Source organism: Baekduia alba (assembly GCF_028416635.1).
Classification (GTDB): domain Bacteria; phylum Actinomycetota; class Thermoleophilia; order Solirubrobacterales; family Solirubrobacteraceae; genus Baekduia; species Baekduia alba.
The window spans coordinates 1591788-1613040 of record NZ_CP114013.1 but is presented as its reverse complement, the minus strand read 5'-3'; the positions used below and the strand labels follow the sequence as shown (position 1 = coordinate 1613040).

General features: G+C 73.2%; 20 protein-coding genes and 1 pseudogene. 5 read left to right on the top strand and 16 right to left on the bottom strand.

Going from position 1 to position 21253, the window contains the following annotated elements; all coding sequences use genetic code 11:
* Positions 1-9: 9 nt before the first annotated feature.
* From DSM104299_RS07955 to DSM104299_RS07940, 4 genes are read right to left on the bottom strand one after another with little or no spacing between them, the layout of a single operon-like run.
* Positions 10-978, bottom strand: a complete 969-nt coding sequence (locus tag DSM104299_RS07955; RefSeq protein WP_272476760.1) for a phosphate ABC transporter ATP-binding protein — start codon at positions 976-978, stop codon at positions 10-12.
* A complete protein-coding gene (locus DSM104299_RS07950; RefSeq protein WP_272476759.1) occupies positions 975-1961 on the bottom strand; it encodes a PstC family ABC transporter permease in 987 nt (328 codons plus the stop codon). Before DSM104299_RS07950 ends, DSM104299_RS07955 begins: the two co-directional genes overlap by 4 nt.
* Positions 1961-2947 carry a phosphate ABC transporter permease subunit PstC gene (gene pstC / locus DSM104299_RS07945; RefSeq protein ID WP_272476758.1) on the bottom strand — a complete coding sequence of 329 codons (987 nt, stop codon included), beginning with the start codon at positions 2945-2947 and terminating at the stop codon, positions 1961-1963. Before pstC ends, DSM104299_RS07950 begins: the two co-directional genes overlap by 1 nt.
* A complete protein-coding gene (locus DSM104299_RS07940; RefSeq protein ID WP_272476757.1) occupies positions 2947-3762 on the bottom strand; it encodes a phosphate ABC transporter substrate-binding protein in 816 nt (271 codons plus the stop codon). The genes pstC and DSM104299_RS07940 overlap by 1 nt, the downstream gene beginning before the upstream one ends.
* A gap of 148 nt (positions 3763-3910) precedes the next feature.
* On the opposite strand from DSM104299_RS07940, the gene DSM104299_RS07935 reads away from it, so the two are divergent.
* Together DSM104299_RS07935 and DSM104299_RS07930 are read left to right on the top strand one after the other, a co-directional pair.
* Complete coding sequence (locus DSM104299_RS07935; protein ID WP_272476756.1) at positions 3911-5278, top strand: alkaline phosphatase family protein; 1368 nt, start codon at positions 3911-3913, stop codon at positions 5276-5278.
* 126 nt (positions 5279-5404) lie between these two features.
* On the top strand, positions 5405-6049 hold the full coding sequence (locus tag DSM104299_RS07930; RefSeq protein ID WP_272476755.1) for a hypothetical protein: 645 nt from the start codon (positions 5405-5407) through the stop codon (positions 6047-6049).
* A 27-nt stretch (positions 6050-6076) separates the two neighbouring features.
* On the opposite strand, the gene DSM104299_RS07925 is transcribed toward DSM104299_RS07930, so the two are convergent.
* The 5 genes from DSM104299_RS07925 to DSM104299_RS07905 all read right to left on the bottom strand — a co-directional run bounded on the left by DSM104299_RS07925 (position 6077) and on the right by DSM104299_RS07905 (position 12627).
* Positions 6077-7468, bottom strand: coding sequence for an MBL fold metallo-hydrolase (locus tag DSM104299_RS07925; RefSeq protein ID WP_272476754.1), 1392 nt, complete (start codon positions 7466-7468; stop codon positions 6077-6079).
* Between the two features lie 33 nt (positions 7469-7501).
* On the bottom strand, positions 7502-8227 hold the full coding sequence (locus tag DSM104299_RS07920) for a DUF2334 domain-containing protein (protein ID WP_272476753.1): 726 nt from the start codon (positions 8225-8227) through the stop codon (positions 7502-7504).
* 4 nt (positions 8228-8231) lie between these two features.
* A complete protein-coding gene (locus tag DSM104299_RS07915; RefSeq protein ID WP_272476752.1) occupies positions 8232-9374 on the bottom strand; it encodes a glycosyltransferase in 1143 nt (380 codons plus the stop codon).
* Positions 9364-11655, bottom strand: a complete 2292-nt coding sequence (locus DSM104299_RS07910; RefSeq protein ID WP_272476751.1) for a glycosyltransferase — start codon at positions 11653-11655, stop codon at positions 9364-9366. The genes DSM104299_RS07915 and DSM104299_RS07910 overlap by 11 nt, the downstream gene beginning before the upstream one ends.
* Before the next feature lie 75 nt (positions 11656-11730).
* The gene (locus DSM104299_RS07905) at positions 11731-12627 is read right to left on the bottom strand and encodes a TetR/AcrR family transcriptional regulator (RefSeq protein WP_272476750.1); all 897 of its coding nucleotides are present in this window, start codon (positions 12625-12627) and stop codon (positions 11731-11733) included.
* Positions 12628-12693: 66 nt separating this feature from the next.
* Between DSM104299_RS07905 and DSM104299_RS07900 the strand changes: the two are divergent.
* Both DSM104299_RS07900 and DSM104299_RS07895 read left to right on the top strand, forming a co-directional pair.
* A pseudogene (locus DSM104299_RS07900) lies at positions 12694-13401 on the top strand (ABC transporter ATP-binding protein); the annotation flags it as partial.
* A 50-nt stretch (positions 13402-13451) separates the two neighbouring features.
* Positions 13452-14291, top strand: a complete 840-nt coding sequence (locus DSM104299_RS07895) for an ABC transporter permease (protein ID WP_272476748.1) — start codon at positions 13452-13454, stop codon at positions 14289-14291.
* Here DSM104299_RS07895 and DSM104299_RS07890 read toward each other — a convergent pair.
* Positions 14242-14610 (bottom strand): luciferase domain-containing protein, encoded by a 369-nt coding sequence (locus tag DSM104299_RS07890; protein WP_272476747.1) that lies wholly within the window; start codon positions 14608-14610, stop codon positions 14242-14244. The two genes, DSM104299_RS07895 and DSM104299_RS07890, sit on opposite strands and share 50 nt — an antisense overlap.
* Positions 14611-14654: 44 nt before the next feature.
* Positions 14655-15683 (bottom strand): 3-deoxy-7-phosphoheptulonate synthase, encoded by a 1029-nt coding sequence (gene aroF / locus DSM104299_RS07885; RefSeq protein WP_272476746.1) that lies wholly within the window; start codon positions 15681-15683, stop codon positions 14655-14657.
* Between the two features lie 47 nt (positions 15684-15730).
* Between aroF and DSM104299_RS07880 the strand changes: the two genes are divergently transcribed.
* Positions 15731-16204 carry a hypothetical protein gene (locus DSM104299_RS07880; protein ID WP_272476745.1) on the top strand — a complete coding sequence of 158 codons (474 nt, stop codon included), beginning with the start codon at positions 15731-15733 and terminating at the stop codon, positions 16202-16204.
* A gap of 3 nt (positions 16205-16207) precedes the next feature.
* Here DSM104299_RS07880 and DSM104299_RS07875 read toward each other — a convergent pair whose 3' ends face one another.
* The 5 genes from DSM104299_RS07875 to DSM104299_RS07855 form a co-directional block, all read right to left on the bottom strand.
* Positions 16208-17077 carry a sugar phosphate isomerase/epimerase family protein gene (locus tag DSM104299_RS07875; protein WP_272476744.1) on the bottom strand — a complete coding sequence of 290 codons (870 nt, stop codon included), beginning with the start codon at positions 17075-17077 and terminating at the stop codon, positions 16208-16210.
* 77 nt (positions 17078-17154) lie between these two features.
* A complete protein-coding gene (locus DSM104299_RS07870) occupies positions 17155-18018 on the bottom strand; it encodes a heavy metal-binding domain-containing protein (protein WP_272476743.1) in 864 nt (287 codons plus the stop codon).
* Between the two features lie 24 nt (positions 18019-18042).
* The gene (locus tag DSM104299_RS07865) at positions 18043-18915 is read right to left on the bottom strand and encodes a heavy metal-binding domain-containing protein (protein WP_272476742.1); all 873 of its coding nucleotides are present in this window, start codon (positions 18913-18915) and stop codon (positions 18043-18045) included.
* Positions 18912-19283, bottom strand: a complete 372-nt coding sequence (locus DSM104299_RS07860) for a hypothetical protein (RefSeq protein ID WP_272476741.1) — start codon at positions 19281-19283, stop codon at positions 18912-18914. The genes DSM104299_RS07865 and DSM104299_RS07860 overlap by 4 nt, the downstream gene beginning before the upstream one ends.
* A gap of 58 nt (positions 19284-19341) precedes the next feature.
* Positions 19342-21249, bottom strand: coding sequence for an ABC-F family ATP-binding cassette domain-containing protein (locus DSM104299_RS07855; RefSeq protein ID WP_432419774.1), 1908 nt, complete (start codon positions 21247-21249; stop codon positions 19342-19344).
* Positions 21250-21253: the final 4 nt, after the last annotated feature.

Below are 21253 nucleotides of genomic sequence, written 5' to 3'. Positions count from 1 at the left end.
CAACACGGATCACCCGAACGCCCCGCGCACGTAGTCGCGCGTGCGCTGCGCCTGCGGCGCGTCGAAGATCTGCTCGGCCGGGCCGTACTCCACCAGGTCGCCCAGGTACATGAACGCGACCTTGTCCCCCACGCGCCGGGCCTGCTGCATGTTGTGGGTGACGATCACGATGGCCAGGTCGGTGCGCAGCTCGCCGATCAGCTGCTCGATGACCGCGGTCGAGCGCGGATCCAGCGCCGAGCACGGCTCGTCCATCAGCAGGACCTCGGGCCGCGTCGCGATGGCGCGCGCGATGCACAGGCGCTGCTGCTGGCCGCCGGACAGGCGCAGCGCGGGCGCGTCGAGCTTGTCCTTGACCTCGTCCCACAGGCCGGCGCGGCGCAGCGCGTCCTCGACCAGCGGCTCGACGACGCGCCGGCCCGGCCGCTTGCGCGACTGCTCGCGCAGCGCGTAGGCCACGTTGTCGAAGATCGACATCGGGAACGGGTTGGGCTGCTGGAAGACCATCGCCACGCGGCGGCGCAGCGTGGTGACCTCCAGCGCGTCGACGTCGATGCCGTCGAGCAGGATCGTGCCGCCGCGCGCGGCGCCGGGCGTCAGCTCGGTCAGGCGGTTCAGCGTCCGCAGCAGCGTCGTCTTGCCGCAGCCCGACGGCCCGATCAAGGCCAGGACCTCGCCCAGCCGGATCGAGAGCGACACCTGCTTGACCGCCTCGTTGTCGCCGTAGAACACCGACAGCCCCTGGAGCGCCATGCGCTCCGGTCCGGGCTCGCCGCGCGCTGCGCTCGGTCCGACGCCGGCGTAGCCGCCGGGGTGCGTCGTGACCGCCGCGGCCGGCGCGACCGTCGGGTGCCGGTCGACGACGATCTTGCGGATCGGCGGGACGACCGGCGCGGCGCGCTCGGGCAGCGCGGCGCCCTCGGCCCGCGGGTCGCCCGTCGGGATGGACACGTCCTTGGTCTCCTCGTCGATGATCACTTGCCGGTCCCCAGGCGGGTGCCTTCGAGCCCCGTCTTCGCGCCGCGGCGCGCGAGGAGGTCGACGGCGAAGTTCAGCGCCACCACCAGCAGCAGCAGGACGAACGCGGCGGCGTAGGCCTTCTCCGGCGCGGCGCCCTCGCCGGCGGGTGAGTTGTTGTACACGTAACTGGTCAGCGTCGAGCCGGTGCCCTTGAGCACGTCGACGCCGGGGATCGAGCCCTCGCCCTCCAGGCGCAGCGTGGCGCCGAGCAGGATCACGACGATGGCCGTGTCGCCGGCGATGCGCCCCATGCCGAGCGCGGCGCCGGTCGAGATGTTCGGCCGCACGGCCGGCAGCAGGACGCGGCGGATCGTCGCGATCTTCGTCTTGCCCAGGCCGTAGGACGCCTCGCGCACGTGGCGCGGGATCGACTGAAGGCCCTCGCGCGTCGCCCCGAAGACCATCGGCAGCGCGATCAGCGACATCATCGCGCCGGCGGTCAGGAACGAGCGGCCGAAGACCGCGCCGCCCTCGGCCGTGAACGACATCCAGCCGAACAGGCCGTGCTGGAACAGCGCCAGCCCGAAGATCGCGAGGACGATGTCCGGCGTGCCGGCGACGACCTCGATGCCGGACTCGACCGCACGCGCCAGGCCCTTGGGCCGGCCGTACTCGACGACCCAGAACGCGGTCGCGACCGCCAGCGGCGTCGCGATGCAGATCCCGATGACCGTGAGGACGATCGTGCCGAGGATCGGGTCCAGGAAGCCGCCGGACTGGGACTGGTCGACCTCGCCGGACGGGTGCGACCACAGCAGCGCGGGCTTGAGGTACTGCACGCCCTTGACCGCCATGTAGCCGACGATGAGCAGCGCGATCAGGCACAGCGACAGGCCGGCGGCCCAGCACGCGACGTAGGCGAGGCGGTCGCCCCAGCGCCAGGTCGCGATCGACTCCGGCTTGGCGCGCTTGCGCACGACGCCGGGATGCGTGGCGGCCATCAGATGCGGACTCCGTACTTCTTCATCGGCTGTTTGGCCAGGAACCCGGCCAACGACAGGAACAGGCTCGAGAACAGCAACAACAACGCGAAGGCGTACACGGTGGAGCGCACGGCCGGCGCCTGGAGCGACTCAGCGTCCTCGACGATCGTGGACGCCAGCGGGCGCAGGGGCTCGAGCAGGAACAGGCGCGGGCCGTCGAACGGGTTGGGCGAGAAGCCGACCGACCCCGACACCATCGACAACATGATGGCCTCGCCCAGCGCGCGGGCGCAGGCCAGGACGGCGGCGGCGACGATCGCCGGCCGCGCCGCGCGGACGCTCACGGTCCACATCGCGCGCCAGCGGTTGACGCCGAGGGCGACTGCGCCCTCCTTCCAGCCGCGCGGGACGGCGTAGAGCGCGTCGACGATGATCGCGATCATGATGGGGACGATCATCACGGTGAGGATCACCACGGCGACCGCCAGGCTCGCGCCGGTCAGCTGCACGATGAACTCCACCGACTTCTTGTCGTGCTGCGAGATGATGTGGTTGCCCACGAACGGCACCAGCACGAGGATCCCGATCAGGCCGTAGATCACCGACGGCACCGCCGCCAACAGGCGGACGACCGGGACGATGACCGCGCGCAGGCGGTCGGGCGCGAACTCCACGATGAAGATCGAGGCGAGCACCGCGAAGACCAGGCCGAAGACGACGGCCAGCCCCGTCGTCAGGACCGTGCCCCAGATCAGCGGCCACGCCCGCAGGTGGTAGTCGGCCGCCGGCGGCTCGGCGCCGGCGTTGACCATCGTGCCGATCTGCTCGTCGACGTTGCCGCCGGGCAGCAGCCAGCCGAGGCCGTTGTGCTTGAACGTGGGCCAGGCCTCGTTCGCGACGAAGACGACCATCAGGACGATGACCAGCAGCACGGCACACGCCAGCGCGCCGAGCGTGAGCTCGGCGCGCCGGTCGGACCACGGCTGTCGCAGCCGTGCGAGCATCACTTCAGCGGCACCCAGTGCTTGCCGACGATCGCCTGGGCCTTGGCGTCGTTCTGCACCCAGGAGATGAAGGCGGCGACGACGCCGGTGGCGCGGCCGCGGGTGACCATCCAGAAGTTGCGCACGCCGCCGTACTCACCGGACTTCGCGTTGCGCAGGTTGCAGGCCACGCCGTTGTAGCCGGCGGGGCTCGTGCCGTCGATGAAGTCCAGGGACACGTAGCCGATGGCGTTCGGGTCGGTCTGGACGGCCTGCTGGACGAGGCCGTTCGAGGCCTTCGCCGCGATCGACGAGGTCACGGTCTTCGACCCCATGAAGATCTTCTGGAACGCGTCCTGCGTGCCGGAAGCGGCCGTGCGGCCGACGAGGTCGATCGTGCCCGTGGCGGTGGCGCCGGGGACCTGGCTCCAGTCGCGGATGTCGCCGGAGAAGATCGCCTGGATCGTCGACTGCGACAGGTTCGCGACCGGGTTCTTGGGGTTGGTGGCCAGGCAGATCGCGTCGCGGGCGATCTTGTTGAAGAAGATGCCGCCCGGGTCGCTGGACTTCGGATCGCGCGACGAGTTGCCGATGGTCACGCGGCCCGCGGCCACGTCGGCGACGCCCACGTCCGAGCCCCCCTGGGCCAGCTTGAACTTCACCTTGCCCTTGTGGGTCTTCAGGTACTGCTTGGCCAGCAGCGTGGCGAGCGGGGCGACCGACGTCGAGCCGCTCATCGTGATCACCGGCGTGGCCGAGGCCGTGCCGGGGACGACGGCGGCCAGGACGCCGACCGCCGCCGCGCACACGCCGAGTCGGCGCAGGCGGGTCGTCATGTTCGTGTGCTCCTTTGGTGAGAGGGAAAGCGATCGGCAGACTGACCCTCGCGAAGGCGAGCCTTGTGAAGCGCTGGTGCCTTTCCCGTGAACGGGTTGTGAACCGGGGTTTTGGTCCGATCCCGCGCGCACGAGACTGCCGCCCTCGATGCCCTGCGCAACCTGCCGATCGCCCCTGGCCGCCGACCAGCGCTACTGCCTGGAGTGCGGGACCCGCAACGGCCCGCCGCGGCTGGACTGGAAGGCGATGGTGGTGGGCGACCATTCGGTGGTCGACCAAGATGAAGGGGTCGGTCCAGCGCTCCCGTCGCCGCGCATCGCGGCGGCGCTCGTCCTCGGGGTCCTCGCGTTCGGCGTCGTGCTCGGAGACGCGGCCGGACCGGGGGCGCCGGCCGCCGACGCGGGCGCGCGGTCGCGCCTGACGATCGTCGCCCAGGCCCCGGCGGCGGTGCCGCTCGCGGCCGCGCCGGTCGTCCCCGCGCCGACGCCGGAGCCGGAGGCGCCCGCCTCCGACCCCGCGCCCGCTGCACCGGTCGAGGAGGAGAGCCCCGCGCCCGAGCCACAGCCGGAGTCGGAGCCGGAGTCGGAGCCGGAGCCGGAGACCGCGCCCGTGCCGGCCCCGGCGAGCGACGACGCGCCCGCGCCCGCCGCGGAGGAGCCCGCCACGCCCGCGCCCAGGCTTCCCGCCGTCAAGCACGTCTGGGTCGTCGCGCTCACCGGCCACTCCTACGCCGAGACGTTCGGCGCCGGCGCCGCCGGCGGCGCGCCGTACCTCGCCGGCGAGCTGCGCGACAAGGGCACGCTGCTGCCCTGGTACCACGCGGCCGGCCACGACCCGGCGGCCGGCGGCGTCGCGCTGCTCGGCGGCCAGAAGGACGCCGCCGGCCCGTTCGACGACCAGACGCAGACGCTCCCCGACCAGCTCACCGGCCTCGGCCGCACCTGGAAGGCCTACGTCGAAGGCGCGACCGCGGGCCTCCAGCCCGGCGACGACCCCTGCACGCGGCCACCGGAGCAGGCGCCGCGCAACCCGTTCCTCCGGTTCACGACGATCACGGGCGTCGCCGAGTGCGGCCCGTCGCTTGCCGAGCTCGACGCGCTGGCGACCGACGCCGCCGACACCGACAGCGCGCCGACGTTCTCCTACATCCTGCCCGGCCCCGCCCACGACGGGTCGACGTCGCTGGCCGACGCCGACGCGTGGCTGAAGACGACGCTGCCGGCAATCCTGGACTCCAAGGCGTACGCCGACGGCGGCCTGGTCGTCGTCACGTTCGACGCCGGCGCGCCGGACGACACCGAGGCCGGCGGCGGCCGCGTCGGCGCGCTCCTGCTCTCCCCCTTCGTCACGCCGGGCGCCACCGTGAACGCGCCGTACGACCCGTTCGCGCTGCTGAAGTCGATCGAGGACCTCTTCGGCCTCGACCCGCTCGGCTACGCCGCGGAGACCAAGTTGAAGGCCTTCGGACCGAAGGTGTACGCGGCCTGGGACCCCTCCGAAGATGCCGGAAGCTAACCCTCGTTCACCAATCGTTCACGGCGGCGCAACCTCGCGGTCACACCGCGGACACCGGCTGGCGCGGAGGATGCGGCCACCTTGCGGTCGGCCCGGAAGCCTCGCCCGATCCGCATCACCCTGTACATGGAGGTCTTGAAGTTGAACGTCGCCGTCTCGCGCCTGCGGTCGCGACTTGGTCTCGCCCTGGTCGTGCTCGCCGCCGCCCTCGCCGCCGCGATCCTGCTGAACCACTCGGCTCCGCAGTCCGTCGCTGACCAGAACCCCAACAACACGCTCTGCAAGGGCCACATCGACAAGGGCAAGGCCGACGCGGACGATCCTGACAGCGGCGTGGTGGCCTACACCTTCGCCTGCTCGCAGGCGATCACGGGCTACTCGATCGTGCCCGACAAGGAGGCCACCGCCTTCGAGACCGAGGTCTTCGGCTCCGACCCGAAGACGCTCGAGCCGCTGGGCACCGATGCGCTCTCCTGCAATGGCGAGCAGCCGGGCTGGGGCATCAACTGCACCGGCGCCGTCACCGGCAACTGGCACGTCGTGAAGTCCACGTTCACGGTCGACGGCGACGTCTGCGCGGAGCCGCGCGTCGACCCGCTGCTCGTCGTGACGTTCGCGTCGGTCTCCGCCGGCAAGGCCCAGCAGTACATCGCCGGTCCGTTCGACCTGGGCCGTCCGCGCGGCTGCCCGAAGTCGGCCCGCGGCGGCCAGACCCACATCCCGGCCGACACGACCGAGTCGACCACCGGGGACGTCGCGCCGATCCAGTAGCGCGACGGCCTCAGCCGAGGTTGCCGCTCACGCCGGTCCCGGGACGTGCTCCGGGGCCGGCGTCGCCGTGAGCGGCTCCGGCCACGTGCCGACGCCGCCGCCGGCGACATGGAGGACTTGCGTCGCGCCCGCCCGCAGCAGCAGCGACGCGGCGACCGCGCTGCGCTGGCCCGACGCGCAGATCGCGGCGATCGGCTGGTTGGGGTCCAACCCGTCCGGCACGCCCGCGATGTCGTGGTAGGGCATGTGAACGGCGCCCGCGATGTGCCCGGCGTCCCACTCGCGGCGCTCGCGCACGTCGAGGATCTGCGCCCCGCCGCCCTGCGCGTGCAGCGTCGCGACGTCGACGCGGCGCACCGAGGCCGTCGGGCGCTGGTCCTCGCGCCAGCTCGTCATGCCGCCCGCCAGGTAGCCGCCGATGCGCGCGATGCCGACGGCGGCGCTCAGCGCCGCGGCGGCCTTCGCGTCCTCGTCGTCGCGACCGACCAGGATCACGTCGCGGTCGCGGTCGGCGACCCATGCGAGCTTCGTGCCGAAGCCGGCGCGCACCGCCGGGTTGCAGATCGCGCCCGGGATGTGGGCGTCGTCGAACTGCAGGTCGGTGCGCACGTCGATGACCAGCGCGCCGGCGGCCTGCTCGGCGGCGACCTGGCGCGGCGTCAGCGGCTCCAGCGGCGGCCGGCCGGTATGCAGCGGGCCGCGGTTGAGCGCGACGATCGCCTGGAAGTTCGGCGGCTGCGGCGCCAGTGCGGAGATCGCCTGGGCCACGAACGCCTCCGGGTCGTCCTCGGCCACGAGCGCGTTGTGGGCCAGCTCGAAGGCGATCGTCGACGAGATCTTCATGTCCATCGCCGGGCCGCCGCACAGCGAGCCGCCGAGGTGGCCGGGCCAGACCTCGCACATCGCGGGCAGCGCCAGCAGCTCGCGCAGCGACCGGTGCATGTCGCGCGCGCCCTCCTCCTTGTCGACGGCGAGGTCGGGCCGCGCGACGTCGCCGACGAACAGCGAGTCGCCGGTCAGCACGGCCCACGGCTCGGGGCCGCGCGCGGTGTCGGTCAGCGCGAAGGCGGTGTGCTCGGGGCGGTGGCCGGGCGTGTGCAGCGCGCGGACGACCACGCTGCCGAGCGCCAGCTCCCACCCGTCGTCGAACGGCTCGTGGTCGTACTCAGGCGCCGCGAGGCGATGGACGTGGATCGTCGCGCCGGTCGCCGCGGCGAGGCGGCCGTGGCCGGAGACGTGGTCGGCGTGGTTGTGCGTCTCGAGGATGTGCTCGATGCGCACGCCCATGTAGCGGCTGACCGCCAGGTACTCCTCGATCGCCAGCTTGGGGTCGACCACGCACGCCACGCCGGCCTTCGTGTCGCCGACGAGGTACGACGCGCAGCCGAGATCGTCGTGCGTGATCTGACGGAAGAGCATGGGCCGCGCCAGAGCATGACGCCCCCTCGACGGTCAGCGCAAGGCGAGCTCGTCGTAGGTCACCGCGCTGCGGTCGTGCGCCCGGCGCAGGACGCGCTCGACCGCGCTGACGCCGCGCGGGTGGTCGAGGTCGGACGGATGGAGGTCGAGGCGCAGCAGGTCGCCCGACAGCAGCGCGCCGGCGCGCACGACGCCGGGCGACGTCCAGCGCTTGAAGCGCGTGCTCGTCCCGAGCGTCAGCGCGGGCGCGGTCGTCGTGCGGTCGTCGGCGGCGCGGTGCAGGCGGCCGATGCCGGCCCACCACTCGAACGTCGTCGCGAGCGTCGCGCGCAGGGCCCCGGTGTAGGCGTAGCCCGGCGCGACGAACCCGCGGGGCTGGATGCCGGCGAGCTTGAGCACGCGCCGGCCGGCGAGGACCGCGCGGCGCGTCTCGTCGCCGTCGAGGCCGACGAACTCCGCGGCGTCGCCGGCCTGCAGCCGCGCGACGAGCTGGCGCGGCCCGTGCACGCGGCGCGACTGGCGGTGCTGGAAGCCGTGCTGGGCGATCGCGTCGCCGCCGCGCGCGCACTCCTCCAGCCAGTCCGCCATGTCCGGCCGGCGGTCGTGGAACGGATGCAGGTCCGGCGCCGGGATGACGAGCAGCGTGACGCGGTCGACGCCGTGGTCGTTGAGCCAGTCGCGGATCAGCGCGCAGCGCTCGAACGTCGCCGGCTCGACGTCGTGCAGCGACACCGCGATGATGCCGCCGCGCCGGGCCATCGCCTCAGCCCACCAGGTCGCGCAGCGACTCGGCCTCGGCGCGGAAGACGCGGTCCCAGCGGTGGCGCCAGGCGATCATCGCCGCCTCCCGCGCGTCGTGCTCGGAGTGGTAGGCCTCGCCGATCGCGCGGTCCAGGTCGTCGGGGTCGGCGGGGACGAAGCCGTGGCCGAGCGTGCCGATCGCGTGCACCGCGGGCGCCGTCGAGCAGGCCGCGACCGGCGTGCCGCAGGCGGCGGCCTCCAGCGCGACGAGCCCGAACGTCTCGTGCTCGCCGGGCATGACGACGCAGCGCGCGCTCGCGTAGCGGTGGGCCAGCCGGACGCGGTCGCGCGCGTGCGGCCGGAAGCTGATGCGCGCGGCCAGGCCGAGCCGGCGCGCGCGGGTGCGGAGCGTCTCCTCGAGCGGGCCGCTGCCGACGATGCGCAGCGGCCACGGGTCCGCGCTGCGCGCGGCGGCCTCCAGGAGCTCCAGCACGCCCTTCTCCCGCGACAGGCGACCGACATACAGCACATGGTCGCCGCGCCGGGCCTCCGGCCGCGGGCGGAACGCCTCGTGGACGCCGAGGCGCAGCGGCATCGTCGCCAGCCGCCCGAAGTCCGCCATGGTGTCGACGTTGCTCATCACCGCGTCGACGTGCCGGCCGGAGCGCCGCAGCCAGCGCCGCAGCAGCGGGGCGTAGACGCGCGACGGGCCGGGCAGCGACGCGGCCTCCAGGTTGCTCGTCCCGTGGTGGACCGCGACCGTGCGGGCGCCGATCTCGCGCGCGCAGGCGATGACGTCGACCGGCCACCAGAACGGGTCGTGCAGCAGGACGACGTCGGGCTTCAGCGCGCGCAGCGTCTCCTTCAACGCACCGGCGCCGAGCGGGACGCGGTAGCCGTTGGCGGCCACGACGCGCAGCGAGGGCAGCTCGTGGCGACCGCCCTCGTGGCGCGCCTTCGCGCCGGGGACGAGGATGTGGTGGTCGAGCTCGTCGGGGTGGCGGACCGCGTGCTCGGCCTTGGCGTCGAGGTAGGTCCGGATGCCGCCGGAGCGCTCGCCGTAGAAGAGCGCGACGTCGGCCACGCGCAGCGGCGCCGGGCGGGCGACGCGAAGCCCCGCGGAGCCGGCCGCTCCGCCTTCGAGGAGCGCGAGCTCAGGCGGCATGGCGCACCTCGCGAGCCGCCGCGCCGTCCAGCGCGCGGCGATAGCCGGCGGCGAGGCGCTCGAGCGCTCGGTCCCAGGTGCGCTGCGCGACCGCGCTCCGGGCGGCGGCGGCGAGGCGGGCGCGCGCGTCCGGGTCGGCGGCGAGCGCGACGACCGCGTCGGCGAGCGCCCGCGCGTCGGGCGCGACCAGCCGGCCGGTCACGCCGTCCTCGACGATCGAGCACGGACCGCCCTCGGCGACCGCGACGACCGGCAGGCCGCTGGCCTGCGCCTCCAGCAGCACCTGCCCGAAGGTGTCGGTGCGGCTGGCGAAGAGGAAGAGGTCGGCGGACGCGTAGGCGTCGGCCAGGGCGTCGCCCTCCAACCAGCCCAGGAACGTCGCGTGCTCGCCGAGGCGCTCGCGCAGGACGTGCTCCTCGGGGCCGCCACCGGCCAGGACGAGGTGCAGCCGCGGGTCGCGGCGGCGCGCCGCGAGGAACGCGTCGGCCAGCAGGTCGGCGCCCTTCTCCCGCGTCAGCCGGCCCGTGTACAGGACGTTGACCTCGCCCTGGAAGGCATGGTCCTTGCGTCGGTCGGGCGAGAAGCGGTCGACGTCCACCCCGCGGTCCCAGCGGCCGACGCGGTCGGCGTCGATGCCGAGCGTGCCGAGCACCGCGTCGCTCGCCTCGCTCGGCGACAGCACGACCTCGCACTGGGCGTAGAACATTGACATGGCGGCCTGGGCGAAGGCCTCCAACATCGGGTCGGCGGAGCGCACGCCCGCGTAGGCGGCCAGCTCGGTGTGGTAGCTGCCGAGCACCGGCAGGTCCATGACGCGCGCGGTCAGCAGCGCGGCGATGCCGGCCGGGCCCGGCGAGCAGAGGTGGACGAGGTCGTAGCGGCCCTCGGCCAGCGCCTCGACGATCGTCGGGAGGCTCGGCACGCCGACCTGCAGGCCCGCGTAGAAGGGAACCTCGACCTCGGCGACCGCGCCGAGGCGGCGGTCGGCGATCGGGTCGGTGGAGACGACCTCGACCTCGAAGCCCGGCACGCCGCGGTGGCGCAGCTCGGCGAGCGTGTGCGTCACGCCGTGCATCCCGCCGACGCCGTCGGCGACCAGCGCGACGCGCCGCGGCGCGCCGTCCTCGCGCGGCGTGAGCTTGGACTTCTCCTTGCCCAGGAAGGCGGCGGCCGGCGCGTAGGGGATCGCGGCGACGCAGGCGTCGAAGAGGTTCGCGGCGCCCGCGGCGAGGCCCTGGGCGCCGTGCGCGCCGACGCCCGCGACGATCTCGTCGACCACGCGGGCGAGCTTGCGCTCGTGGGTGCGGCGCGCGCGGCGGAAGAGGTCGGCGTGGCGGAACTCGTCGTCCTGCATCGCGGCGAGCAGGTCGGCGCTGCCGAGGTGGCCGAGGTCGACCGCGTCGAGCCAGGCGCGCAGCAGCCCGCGGGCGTCGGCGGGCTGGAGGTCGGCGCCCATCGCGCCGCTGCGCGCCTCGCCGTCGCTCATCACGCGCTCGACCATCCGCAGGACGGTGGCGGGATCCAGGTTGTCGTCCTCGGTCCGGCGCGCGCCGTCGTGGTCGAGCGAGCGGACGGCGAGCGCCATCGCGGCATGCGCCCACTTGGCGGCGCTGCCCTGGTCGCCGGCCGCGCGCGCCCGGCCCTGGCGGATGTGCTGGAGGAACGCGAACGGCGTCTCGGCGAGCGGCGTCTCGGTGAACGTGCGGCCGATGTCGACCCCGGCGTGGTCGTCGGAGCCGCCGACGCCGGTGCCGCCGTGCGTCTCGACGTAGATGGAGGCGGGGAGGTTGAGCTCCTGGGCCCGCGCGCCGTTGCGGACCTCCCAGACTGGGAAGAGCTGCGCGAGCCGCCGGCGATGGCGCGGGGTCAGCGGCGCCTCGACCGCGTAGAACGGGTGCGCGAGCGCGCAGGCGATCTCGCGGTCGTGCAGGTGCTCGGCGACCGACTCCACGCAGTTGCTGATGGCCTGCAGCTCGGCGAACTGGTCGGGCGTGATCCCGAGGCACAGCACGTGGACGGCCTGCGGCTCCTCGCGGAACCAGCAGGTCAGCTCGACCGAGATGAAGACGCGCGGGTCGCCCGCGATCTCCAGGACGCCGGCGATCGTGTCGTGGTCGGTGATCGTGACGAAGTCCATGCCGCGCGCGAGCGCGAGCTCCAGGACCTCGTGCGGCGGCGTCGCGCACTCGGGAAGTCCGAGCGCGCGCTGGACCCCGAGCTTCGACAGCTGCGAGGCGGTCGAGTGGCAGTGCAGGTCGGCCCGGCTCGTACGCGCGGTCATGCACGGCAGAATCCTCAGGTTTGCAGGGCCTTCTGTGAACGGCCGGCCAACATGATGTGACCGGGAGGTGAACCGTCAGGCGCCGGACGGGTCGCGGCGCTCCAGCGCGGCGGCGACCCCGTCCAACATGAAGGCCAGCCCGCGCTCGAAGCGCGGCTCGTCCTCCGCCTGCCCGGCCTCGGCGACGAAGCGCCGCAGGTTGGGGTAGTCGCCCTGCGCGACCAGGCGCTGCACGTAGGGCTCGAGCGCCTGCTGGTAGGCCTCCATGGACAGGCCGGAGCGCCGGAGCGCGCGCTCGGTCGCCACCTGGCGCGTGACGAACCCGATCACGTAGTCGTCGGCCGCGCCGAGGATCTCGCCGATCTCCTGCACGCCGAGGTCGAGCCCGGCGAAGATCCCGAGCGACTGCTCGATGTGGGCGAACGCGCGCGGGCCCATCTGCGGCCGCTCCCACACGCCGGACACCATCCACTGGTGTCGGCGATACACGAGGTAGGTGCGGCGGCTGATCGCCGCGAGGGCGTCGCGCCAGTTGCCCGGCAGCTCGTCATCGGGGATCACGAGCTCGCCCATCACGACGTCCTGCATGAGGTCGAGGAGGTCGTCCTTGGTCGGGACGTGGTGGTAGAGCGACATCGTCCCGACGCCGAGCTCGGACGCGATGCGGCGCATCGAGATCGCCTCCGCCCCGTCCGTGGCGGCGATCTGCAGCGCGGCGCGGACGATCTCGTCGCGCGTGAGCAGGCCGCCGCCGCTCCGGCCGCGACCGCCGCGGCGGGGGCCGGCCGGCGCGACCTCGCGCGGGTCGGCCCAGAGGAGGCCGAAGGGCCCGTCGACCCCGAGGCTCGGCACGCCCATGTTGCCCTGCGGGTCCTCGCCGGGGCGGCCACGCCCGCGCTTGCGCCGGCGTGCGGCCGCCTGCTCCTCACGCTCCTGGCGGGTCGGGCGCTTGCGCGGAGGGTCGCTTGACATTCGTACAGCGTACTGCCATCGTACGCCGTACGGTAGACGTACACCGTACGAACAACCTCGAACTCGATGGAACCGATGACCTCTCTCACCTCTCCCCCCTCCGGCGTCGTCGCCGAGGGCCTGGGCAAGCGCTTCGGCGACGCCTGGGTCCTTCGCGACGTCGACCTCGACGTCCCCGCGGGCTCCGTCCTCGGGCTGCTCGGCCCCAACGGCGCCGGCAAGACCACCACCGTGAAGCTGCTGACGACGCTGCTGAAGCCGTCCGCCGGGCGCGCGACGGTCGCCGGCGTCGACGTGGCCGCCGATCCCCAGGCGGTCCGCGAGCGCATCGGCCTGGCCGGCCAGCACGCCACCGTCGACGAGCTGCTCACCGGGCGGTTCAACCTCGAGATGATCGGCCGGCTGAACCACCTCGGACGGCGCGTCGCGAAGGCGCGCGCCGGCGAGCTGCTGGCGCGCTTCGGGCTCGAGGACGCCGCGCACCGCCTCACCCGGACCTACTCCGGCGGCATGCGCCGGCGGCTGGACCTGGCCGCGAGCCTCGTGACCGCGCCACCGGTCCTGTTCCTCGACGAGCCGACGACCGGCCTGGACCCACGGTCGCGCAACGACCTGTGGGACCTCCTGCGCGAGCTCGTCGCCGACGGCACGACGCTCGTGCTGACCACGCAGTACCTCGAAGAGGCCGACCAGCTGTGCGATGACATCGTCGTCCTCGACCACGGCCGCGTGATCGCGCGCGGCACCCCGACCGAGTTGAAGGCCATGGTCGGCGAGGGCGCGACCCTCGACGACGTGTTCCTCTCGCTGACGGAGGTTGCGGCATGACTCGCGCAGAGCGCTCGCAAGCCGGCCGCATGGTCGCGAAGCTGAAGTGGGCCGTCGCCGACGGCTTCACCGTCGCCCAGCGCAACCTGACGCACGTCCGCTACGTGCCCGAGAAGCTGCTCGACGTCACCGTTCAGCCGTTGATGTTCGTGTTGCTCTTCGCCTACATCTTCGGGGGCGCGATCGCGATCCCCGGCGGCGGCGACTACAAGGAGTTCCTGATGGCCGGGATCTTCGCCCAGACCATGGCCTTCACGTTCATCGGCGCGGCGACGTCGATGGCCGAGGACCTGCACACCGGCGTCGTGGACCGGTTCCGCGCTCTGCCGATGGCGCGATCGGCGGTCCTGAGCGGCCGCGTGCTCGCGGACTTCGCGTCCGCGCTGATCGGGTTGGTGGTGCTGGTCGGCAGCGGCCTGATCGTCGGCTGGGGCATCCACACCGACGTGTGGCACGCGGCCGCCGGCTTTGGCGTGCTCATGTTGTTCACCTTGGCCATGCTGTGGTTCGGCACGCTCGTCGGGATGCTCGTCCGGGCGCCCGACGCCGCGCAGGGCCTCGGCCTCGTGGTGCTGTTCCCGCTGACGTTCCTGGCCAACTCCTACGTTCCGACCCAGGGCATGGACAAGTTCGTCCGGACGCTCGCCGACTACAACCCCCTCAGCTCGGTCGTCGCGGCGTTGCGCGACCTGTTCGGCAACCCCTCCGCCGTCGGCGCCGACACGCCCTGGCCGCTGCATCACCCGGCCGTGTCGGCGATCGCCTGGTCGCTGGCGATCCTCGCCGTCACCGTGCCGCTGGCGATCCGTCGCTATCAGCGGGCGACGGCCGGCTAGCCACGCGCTCGTACTGCTCGCGCAGGAGCGCGATCACGTCCTCCACGTCCGCGTCGTCCTCGATCCGCCGCGCCCCCGGGCCGCGGCGGTCGGGGAAGACCGGATGGTGGACGATCCGGCCGGCGGCGAAGAGCTCGTCGAAGACGTCCTTGGGGAAGCCGAAGTGGGCCACATGGTCGCCGTGCAGGTGGCCGATCTCCCGCGTGCCGACCCTGAACGCCCACTCCCCGCGCCGGCCGAAGCCGGCGCTGACGCCGGGCCAGGACGTGACTTCGGCGGTGATCCGCTCACTTGCTGAGGCTGTGGTCTGCGTGGTCATGCCGACCATGATGCAAGCTCAAGTGAGCTTGAAGTCAAGCGCGGTTACGCCGGCGCGCCCTGCGCGACCTGCGCCACGGCGCGAACCCTCGACGCGAAGGCCGGCAGCGAGTCCAGCGTGATCGCCTGGGGGCCGTCGCAGCGGGCGTTGCGGGGGTCCGGGTGGCATTCGACGATCAGGCCGTCGGCGCCGCAGGCGGCCGCGGCCAGCGCGAGCGGCTCGACGAGCGCGCGGCGGCCGGCGGCGTGGGACGGGTCGACGATCACCGGGAGGTGCGTGTGCTCCTTCAGGACCGTCACCGCGGCGAGGTCCAGGCAGGACCGAGCCGGGGTCGCCTTGGCGTGGATCCCGCGCTCGCACAGGACGACGTGCTGGTTGCCCTCGGTGAGGATGTACTCGGCGGCGAGCAGGAAGTCGTCGATCGACGCGCCCATCCCGCGCTTGAGGAGCACCGGCAGCCCGGCCCGGCCGAGCTCGGTCAGCAGCGGGAAGTGCTGCATGTTGCGCGCGCCGACCTGGATGCAGTCGGCGTACTCGACGACCACGTCGATGTCGCGCAGGTCGGTGAGCTCGGTGACGACCGGCAGGCCGGTCTCGGCGCGCGCGTCGGCGAGGATCTTCAGGCCCTCGACACCCAGCCCCTGGAACGCGTACGGGCTGGTGCGCGGCTTGAAGGCGCCGCCGCGCAGGAGGTCGGCGCCGGCGTCGGCGCACGCGCGGGCGGCGGTGAGCGTCTGGTCGGCGGACTCGACCGCGCACGGGCCGAGGATCAGCCGGAAGTCGGCGTCCGGGCCGCCGAACGAGACGCCGGCGACGTCGACCGGGTGCGGGCGGTCGCCGTGGCGGTGGCGGTGGGCGAGCTTGTAGGGCGAGGAGACCGGGACGACGCGGTCGACGCCTGGATCGGCGTCCAGCTCAAGGCTGACGATGTGGTCGCGGTCGGCGTCGATGACGCCGATGACGGTCTGCTCCGCGCCGACGACGCGCTGCGCGCCGGCGCCGGTCGCGAGGATCCGCTCCGTGACGGCGTCGATCTGGGCAGGGGTCGCGTCGGGGCTGAAGATGACGAGCATGGGGTCGGGAACGGTGCCACAACTCGCCGCCGCCTACCATCGAGGCCATGACGACCAAGGCCTCGTTCAACGCCGAGGACTGGGCGGTGATCACCACCGCCCCCGCCCTCGCCGGCCTGCTGGTCGCCTCGGCCGAGGCGGGCGGCAACCTCCGCGAGTCCGTCGCGCTCTCGCGCGGCTACGCCGAAGCGCGCACGCGCCAGCCCGGCGAGCTGCTGGAGAGCGTGCTCTCCACCGCGCCCACGCTCAACTCCGCGACCCGCCCCAAGACGCCCGAGGACATCCGCAGCGCCGCGCTCGAGCAGCTGCGCCGCGCGGTCCGGATCCTCGACCGCACCGCCCACGACGACGAGTTGGTGGAGTACAAGCGGTTCGTCTACACCTTGGCTGAGGGCGTCGCGGCCGCCCACAAGGAGGGCAGCTTCCTCGGGATCGGCGGCAAGCCCGTCAGCGAGCGCGAGCAGCAGGCGCTCGACGCGATCGCGGACATCTTCGACGAGCCGGTGCCGGTCGAGGACTGAGGCTCAGGCCGCCGCGGCTGGAGCGGCCAGCGCCGCCGCGCGTCGCAGAAGCGCGGCGGCGCCGGCCGCCAGCGCCGCCGGCGCCACGCCGTGGGCGCGGTCCACGTCGAGCATGAGCGGTGCTCGGTGGTCGGCCAGCAGCGGGCCGAGGCGATCCCAGGGCAGGCAGCCCGCACCGGGCGGCAGGTGGAGGTCGAGACGAAGCGGGTCGACCCCGGGAGCCCCGAGGTCGTGGCGCCGAGCGCCAAGGTTGTCGTGCACGCCGAAGAGGACGACGTCGTCGAGCACGGCGCGCACCGCGCGCTCCGCGCTCCCGCCGCGTAGCGACGCGGTCAGGTGCGCGTGGCCGACGTCGAGCAGCATGCCGACCGCCGGTGAGCCGAGCCGGCGGACGAGGTCCCGGACGGCGAGCGGGTCGTAGCCGGCGCGCGACGGGTCCGGCGACGACGGCCACATCGGCGCGACGTTCGTCACCGCGATGACGACGTCCAGGGCCTCCGCCCGCGCGGCGAAGCGCCGCAGCGAGCGCTCCTCGGCCGCTGTGAAGCCCGCGCCGTGGTAGACGACGAGCTCCGCACCCGCCTCCGCCGCGTAGTCCATCAACCCGTCGAAGGCCCGGTCCTGCTCGAGGGTCCCGGCGACGAGATCGTCGGGGCCGTGGAGAACGAGCCGCAGGCCGTGAGGAGCCAGGGCGGCGCGCAGCGCACGAGCGTGACGGCGACGCCGCTCCCGGTCGGCCAGCATGGGGCGCGGCGGGGTGTGGATCTGCACCCAGCTCAGGCCTGCCGACTCATAGGAGTCGAGCAGCGCCGTCGTGGGCCACTGATCGCGATGGACGCTGAGGCCGAGGCGAGTGCCGAGCTCGATCGTCACGCCGACATCCTGGCGCGGGCCAAGACCATCAACTGTGACCGCTCAGTGATCCAGACGTGAACAGGCGGTGAACGCTTCTAGAACCCCTTGAACCCGGACTGCCGGGCGTCGTCCAGGTTCAGGACGAACGACGGCGCCGGGATCTCGTGCATGTCGGACGTCGGGACGACCGCGGTGCCGACCGCGAAGTACTCCAGCACGTGGGAGGACCAGCCGTGGTTGCCCTCGACGAGTTGCACGCCCACGATCCCCTCGGCCTCCGCCGCCTCGGCCTCGGCCTGCATGCGCTCCATCGCCAGCTCGCGGGCGTCGTAGAGCGCCTGGGTGAAGTTCGGCATCTCGACGTTGCGCCCGACCCGCTTGAGCCAGGTCCCCAGCCCCTGGTGGGCGACGTGGTAGACGCACGTCCCCATCACCATGCCGACCGGGCGGTACCCGGCACTCAACAACGTGTAGAAGTCCTGGCCGCTCAGGTCGCTCGTGAACGGCCGGCCGCTCGGCGCGCGGTGGAGCTTGCCCTCACGGTGGCGCACGGCGGTCCCGATCGCGACGAACTCCGCCAGGTCGTTGCCCCATTCACGCCGGCTGACGTCCAGGCGCACCGCGACGATGCCGTCCGCGCCGAGCTGGTCGGCCTCCTCCTCCATGCGCGTCATGGCGAGCTCGCGGGCGTGGTACATCGCCTGCGTCAGGACGTCCATCTCCTGGTTGCGGTTCCACGCGCTCGCCTGGAAGCCGATGTGGTAGATCGACGAGCCCACGACGAGGCCCAGCGGCTCGAAGCCCGCGGCGCGGACGAGCAGGAACTCGTTGACCGACAGGTCGCTCGTGAACAGGCTGCGGTCGCGCATCCGGGCGAGCCGCTCGCGCCCGTGCTCGGGGATGCCCGCGGTGCTCTCGGGGTCGTACTGCTCGTGGGACTGGAGGTCGTCGTCGGCCATGGTGTACGGGTTGCTCCTGTTGTCCTAGTTCAACGGCAAGGCGAGGTACTTGCTCGGCGGCTCCGGCGGGCCGTCCGCGACCTCGACGATCGCGGTGCCGAGCACGTGCATCGAGATGATGAGGTCGATGTAGGTGGTGTTGTTGATCTCACGCTCGCGCTCGCGCTGCGAGCGCTCGATCGTCACGCCGACCACGCCGTGGGCGTGGAGGCGGTGCGCGTCGCGCGTGACGCGCTCCATCGCCAGGGCGCGCGCGTCGTAGAGGCCCTTGCTGAAGTCCGGCAGCTCCTGGTTCTGCATGCGCGAGAACAGGCCGCCGGAGCGCCGGCTCTGCTGCCAGCCCGAGGCGACGTAGGCGACGGTCGAGCCGCCGACGATCCCGACCGGCCAGAACCCGTGGGCGACGAGCTTGGCGACGTCCTGGCCCGACAGGCTGCACAGCAGCGGGGCGTCGCCGCCGAAGTCGACGCGCGTCGAGCGCACCGCGGTCCCGACCGCGACGAACTCCACCAGGTCGGTCGCCCAGTCGCGCAGGCCGCGCCGGATCTGGACCCCGACGACCGCGTCCGCGCCCGCCTCCACCGCCTCGTCGCGCAGGCGTCCGACGGCCAGCCGCCGCGCCTCGTTCCACGCCGCGGTCTGGTTCTCGAGCTCGAACGTCTCGCCGTCGCGCGACGAGCCCCAGCCGCCGCGGTTCGTCCACGGCATGTTCTGCCAGCCGAGCTTGTAATAGGACACGCCCATGACCTGCGTGAGCGGGACGAGGCCCGACTGCCGGACGGCGAGCGCCTCGCCGGTGCCCAGCGCCGAGGAGAACGTGGTGCGGTTCAGCCGCTGCCGCGCGCCGGGCGGCATGCCGACGACCGCGTCCGCGTCCTCGTCGACCGGATCGCTCACGCGTCGAGCAGCCCCTGCAGCGCGCTGCGAGCGCGCTCGCTGCGAGCGGCCTCGTCCACGAGATCCGCCGACAGCGCGTCGATCCAAGCGCCGACGTCGAGGTCCTCGCTCTTGAGCGCGATGCCGCGCACGACCGTCCGACGCCGGCACACGACCCGCCTGCGCGCCCGCTCCGCTTGGTAGAGGCGATCGCCGAGCGCGACCGTGACCGCTTCCGGCTTGCCCCGGCCGAGGAACCCACCACGCTCGATCTCCACCTGCTCGGGCAACACCTGCTCCAACTTGCCCACCAGGACGTCGAAGAACACATCGACATCCCCGGCATCAGCCCGCAGCGCGGACGCAACCAGATCGAGCTCCCCGGCCATGCGCTGGAGCGTACCCGGGCGGGGTTGAGGGACACACCGGCGGATGCACGCCGGGGCGCTACGCCTCCGTCTTCTCCAAGTGCTCTTCCAGCGCCGCGTAGGCGTCGTCGACGGCGCGCTTGGCGGCGGTGTGGCGGGCGGTGTTCTTCGCGGACTCGTACTGGGAGGACCAGGCTTCGGGGGCGGCGAGCTCCTCCTCGAGGGCGACGAGGGTGGCTTCGGCGGCTTCGACGGCCTGCTCCAGCTTGGCGGTCTGGCGGATCGCGTTCTTGGATGGGCCGGAGCCGTTGGTGGCCTTCGGCGCCGGAGCCGCCACCGGCGCCGGCGCCGCCTTCACCGGGGCGGACTTCGCCTTGGGCGCCTTGGCCGCCTTCGGCGGCGGGCCCATCGGGTCCTCGCCCAGCGCACGGCGCTCCTCACGAACGCGCGCGTACTCGACCCAGCCGCCGAGGTAGGACCGCAGCCGCTGGTGCTCAAGCGCGACGGTGCGCGTGCCGACCGCCTCCAACAACGCGCGATCGTGGGTCACCAGCAGCAACGCGCCTTCGAAGCCCTTCAGCGCGTCTTCCAACGCCTCGCGCGACTCCAAGTCGAGGTGGTTGGTCGGCTCGTCGAGGATCAGGACGTTCGCGCCCTGCGACAGGAGGATCGCCAGCGACAGCCGCTTGCGCTCGCCACCGCTCAGACCGTCCAATGGCTTCTCGGCGTCCTCGCCGCTGAAGAGGAACTGCCCCAACAACGCGCGCGCCTTGCCGGGCGTCAGCCCGGTGCGCTTGACCGCCGCCTCGGCGACCGTCCGCGCGGTGCCCAGCCCCTCCAGCTCGGAGTCGTGCTGGCTCAAGTACCCCACCTTGAGGTTGTGGCCGGTGCGCAGCTTGCCGCCGTCCAGCGCCCGCACGCCCGCCAGCGCGTCGATCAGCGTCGTCTTGCCGGTGCCGTTGGGCCCGACCAGCGACACGTGCTCGCCGCGCTCCAGCCAGATCTCGCCGTCCTCGATCAGCAGCTTGCGGCGCTCGCCCTCGCCGACCTCCAGCCGCCCGTCCTCCAACTCGAAGATCACGCGGCCGGTGCGCTCCGGCTTGGCGAACTGGAAGCCCAGCTCCCGCGTGTCGCGCGGATCGCGCTCGATGCGCTCGATCTTGTCCAGCGCCTTGACGCGCGACTGCGCCTGCCGAGCCTTCGTGGCCTTCGCCCGGAAGCGCTCCACGAACGCCTCCATGCGCGCGATCTCCGCCTGCTGCTTCTCGATCGCGCGACCCAGGGCGAGCTCGCGCGCGGCCTGCTCGCGGCGCCACGCGTGCCACGTGCCCTTGAAGTACCGCGAGCGCCCGGCCTCCAGCTCCAGGACGCCGGTGCCGACGGCCTCCAGGAACCAGCGGTCGTGCGCGACCAGGCAGATCGCGCAGTCCAGCGTGACGAGCGTCTGCTCCAGCCACTCCAGCGACTCGATGTCGAGGTGGTTGGTCGGCTCGTCCAGCAGCAGCAGGTCGGCCTCGACCGCCAGCGCCCGCGCCAGCGACGCCCGCGTCAACTGACCGCCGGAGAAGGTGTCCAACTTGCGGTCCAGCGCCTCGTCGGCGAAGCCCAGGCCGTGCAGGTAGTTGCCGGCGCGCTCGCGCCAGCCATAGCCGCCCGCGGCCTCGAACTTGGCGTACACGTCGGCGTAGCGGTTCATGGCCGACTCGTCGCCCTCGGCCATCTTGACCTCGAGCCGCCCGAGCTCGGCCTCCAGCGCCAGCTGCTCCTTGCACGCGCTGAGCACGTAGTCGCGCAGCGTCACGTCCTGGTCGCGCGGCGGCCGCTGGTCGTGCAGCGCCACCCGGACGCCCTTCTGGAGGACCAGCTCGCCGCCGTCGATCCCGGTCTCCCCGGACAGCATCCGCAGCAGCGTCGTCTTGCCGGCGCCGTTGCGTCCGGCGATGGTCAGCCGGTCGCGGCGCTCGAGCTTGAACGACACGCCCCGCATCAGC

Coding starts and splice junctions, on each gene's coding strand:
- DSM104299_RS07950 (WP_272476759.1), bottom strand. CDS start 1,961: ATGGCCGCCACGCATCCCGGCGTCGTGCGCAAGCGCGCCAAGCCGGAG.
- pstC (WP_272476758.1), bottom strand. CDS start 2,947: ATGCTCGCACGGCTGCGACAGCCGTGGTCCGACCGGCGCGCCGAGCTC.
- DSM104299_RS07940 (WP_272476757.1), bottom strand. CDS start 3,762: ATGACGACCCGCCTGCGCCGACTCGGCGTGTGCGCGGCGGCGGTCGGC.
- DSM104299_RS07935 (WP_272476756.1), top strand. CDS start 3,911: ATGCCCTGCGCAACCTGCCGATCGCCCCTGGCCGCCGACCAGCGCTAC.
- DSM104299_RS07930 (WP_272476755.1), top strand. CDS start 5,405: ATGGAGGTCTTGAAGTTGAACGTCGCCGTCTCGCGCCTGCGGTCGCGA.
- DSM104299_RS07925 (WP_272476754.1), bottom strand. CDS start 7,468: ATGCTCTTCCGTCAGATCACGCACGACGATCTCGGCTGCGCGTCGTAC.
- DSM104299_RS07920 (WP_272476753.1), bottom strand. CDS start 8,227: ATGGCCCGGCGCGGCGGCATCATCGCGGTGTCGCTGCACGACGTCGAG.
- DSM104299_RS07915 (WP_272476752.1), bottom strand. CDS start 9,374: ATGCCGCCTGAGCTCGCGCTCCTCGAAGGCGGAGCGGCCGGCTCCGCG.
- DSM104299_RS07910 (WP_272476751.1), bottom strand. CDS start 11,655: ATGACCGCGCGTACGAGCCGGGCCGACCTGCACTGCCACTCGACCGCC.
- DSM104299_RS07905 (WP_272476750.1), bottom strand. CDS start 12,627: ATGTCAAGCGACCCTCCGCGCAAGCGCCCGACCCGCCAGGAGCGTGAG.
- DSM104299_RS07895 (WP_272476748.1), top strand. CDS start 13,452: ATGACTCGCGCAGAGCGCTCGCAAGCCGGCCGCATGGTCGCGAAGCTG.
- DSM104299_RS07890 (WP_272476747.1), bottom strand. CDS start 14,610: ATGACCACGCAGACCACAGCCTCAGCAAGTGAGCGGATCACCGCCGAA.
- aroF (WP_272476746.1), bottom strand. CDS start 15,683: ATGCTCGTCATCTTCAGCCCCGACGCGACCCCTGCCCAGATCGACGCC.
- DSM104299_RS07880 (WP_272476745.1), top strand. CDS start 15,731: ATGACGACCAAGGCCTCGTTCAACGCCGAGGACTGGGCGGTGATCACC.
- DSM104299_RS07870 (WP_272476743.1), bottom strand. CDS start 18,018: ATGGCCGACGACGACCTCCAGTCCCACGAGCAGTACGACCCCGAGAGC.
- DSM104299_RS07860 (WP_272476741.1), bottom strand. CDS start 19,283: ATGGCCGGGGAGCTCGATCTGGTTGCGTCCGCGCTGCGGGCTGATGCC.
- DSM104299_RS07855 (WP_432419774.1), bottom strand. CDS start 21,249: ATGCGGGGCGTGTCGTTCAAGCTCGAGCGCCGCGACCGGCTGACCATC.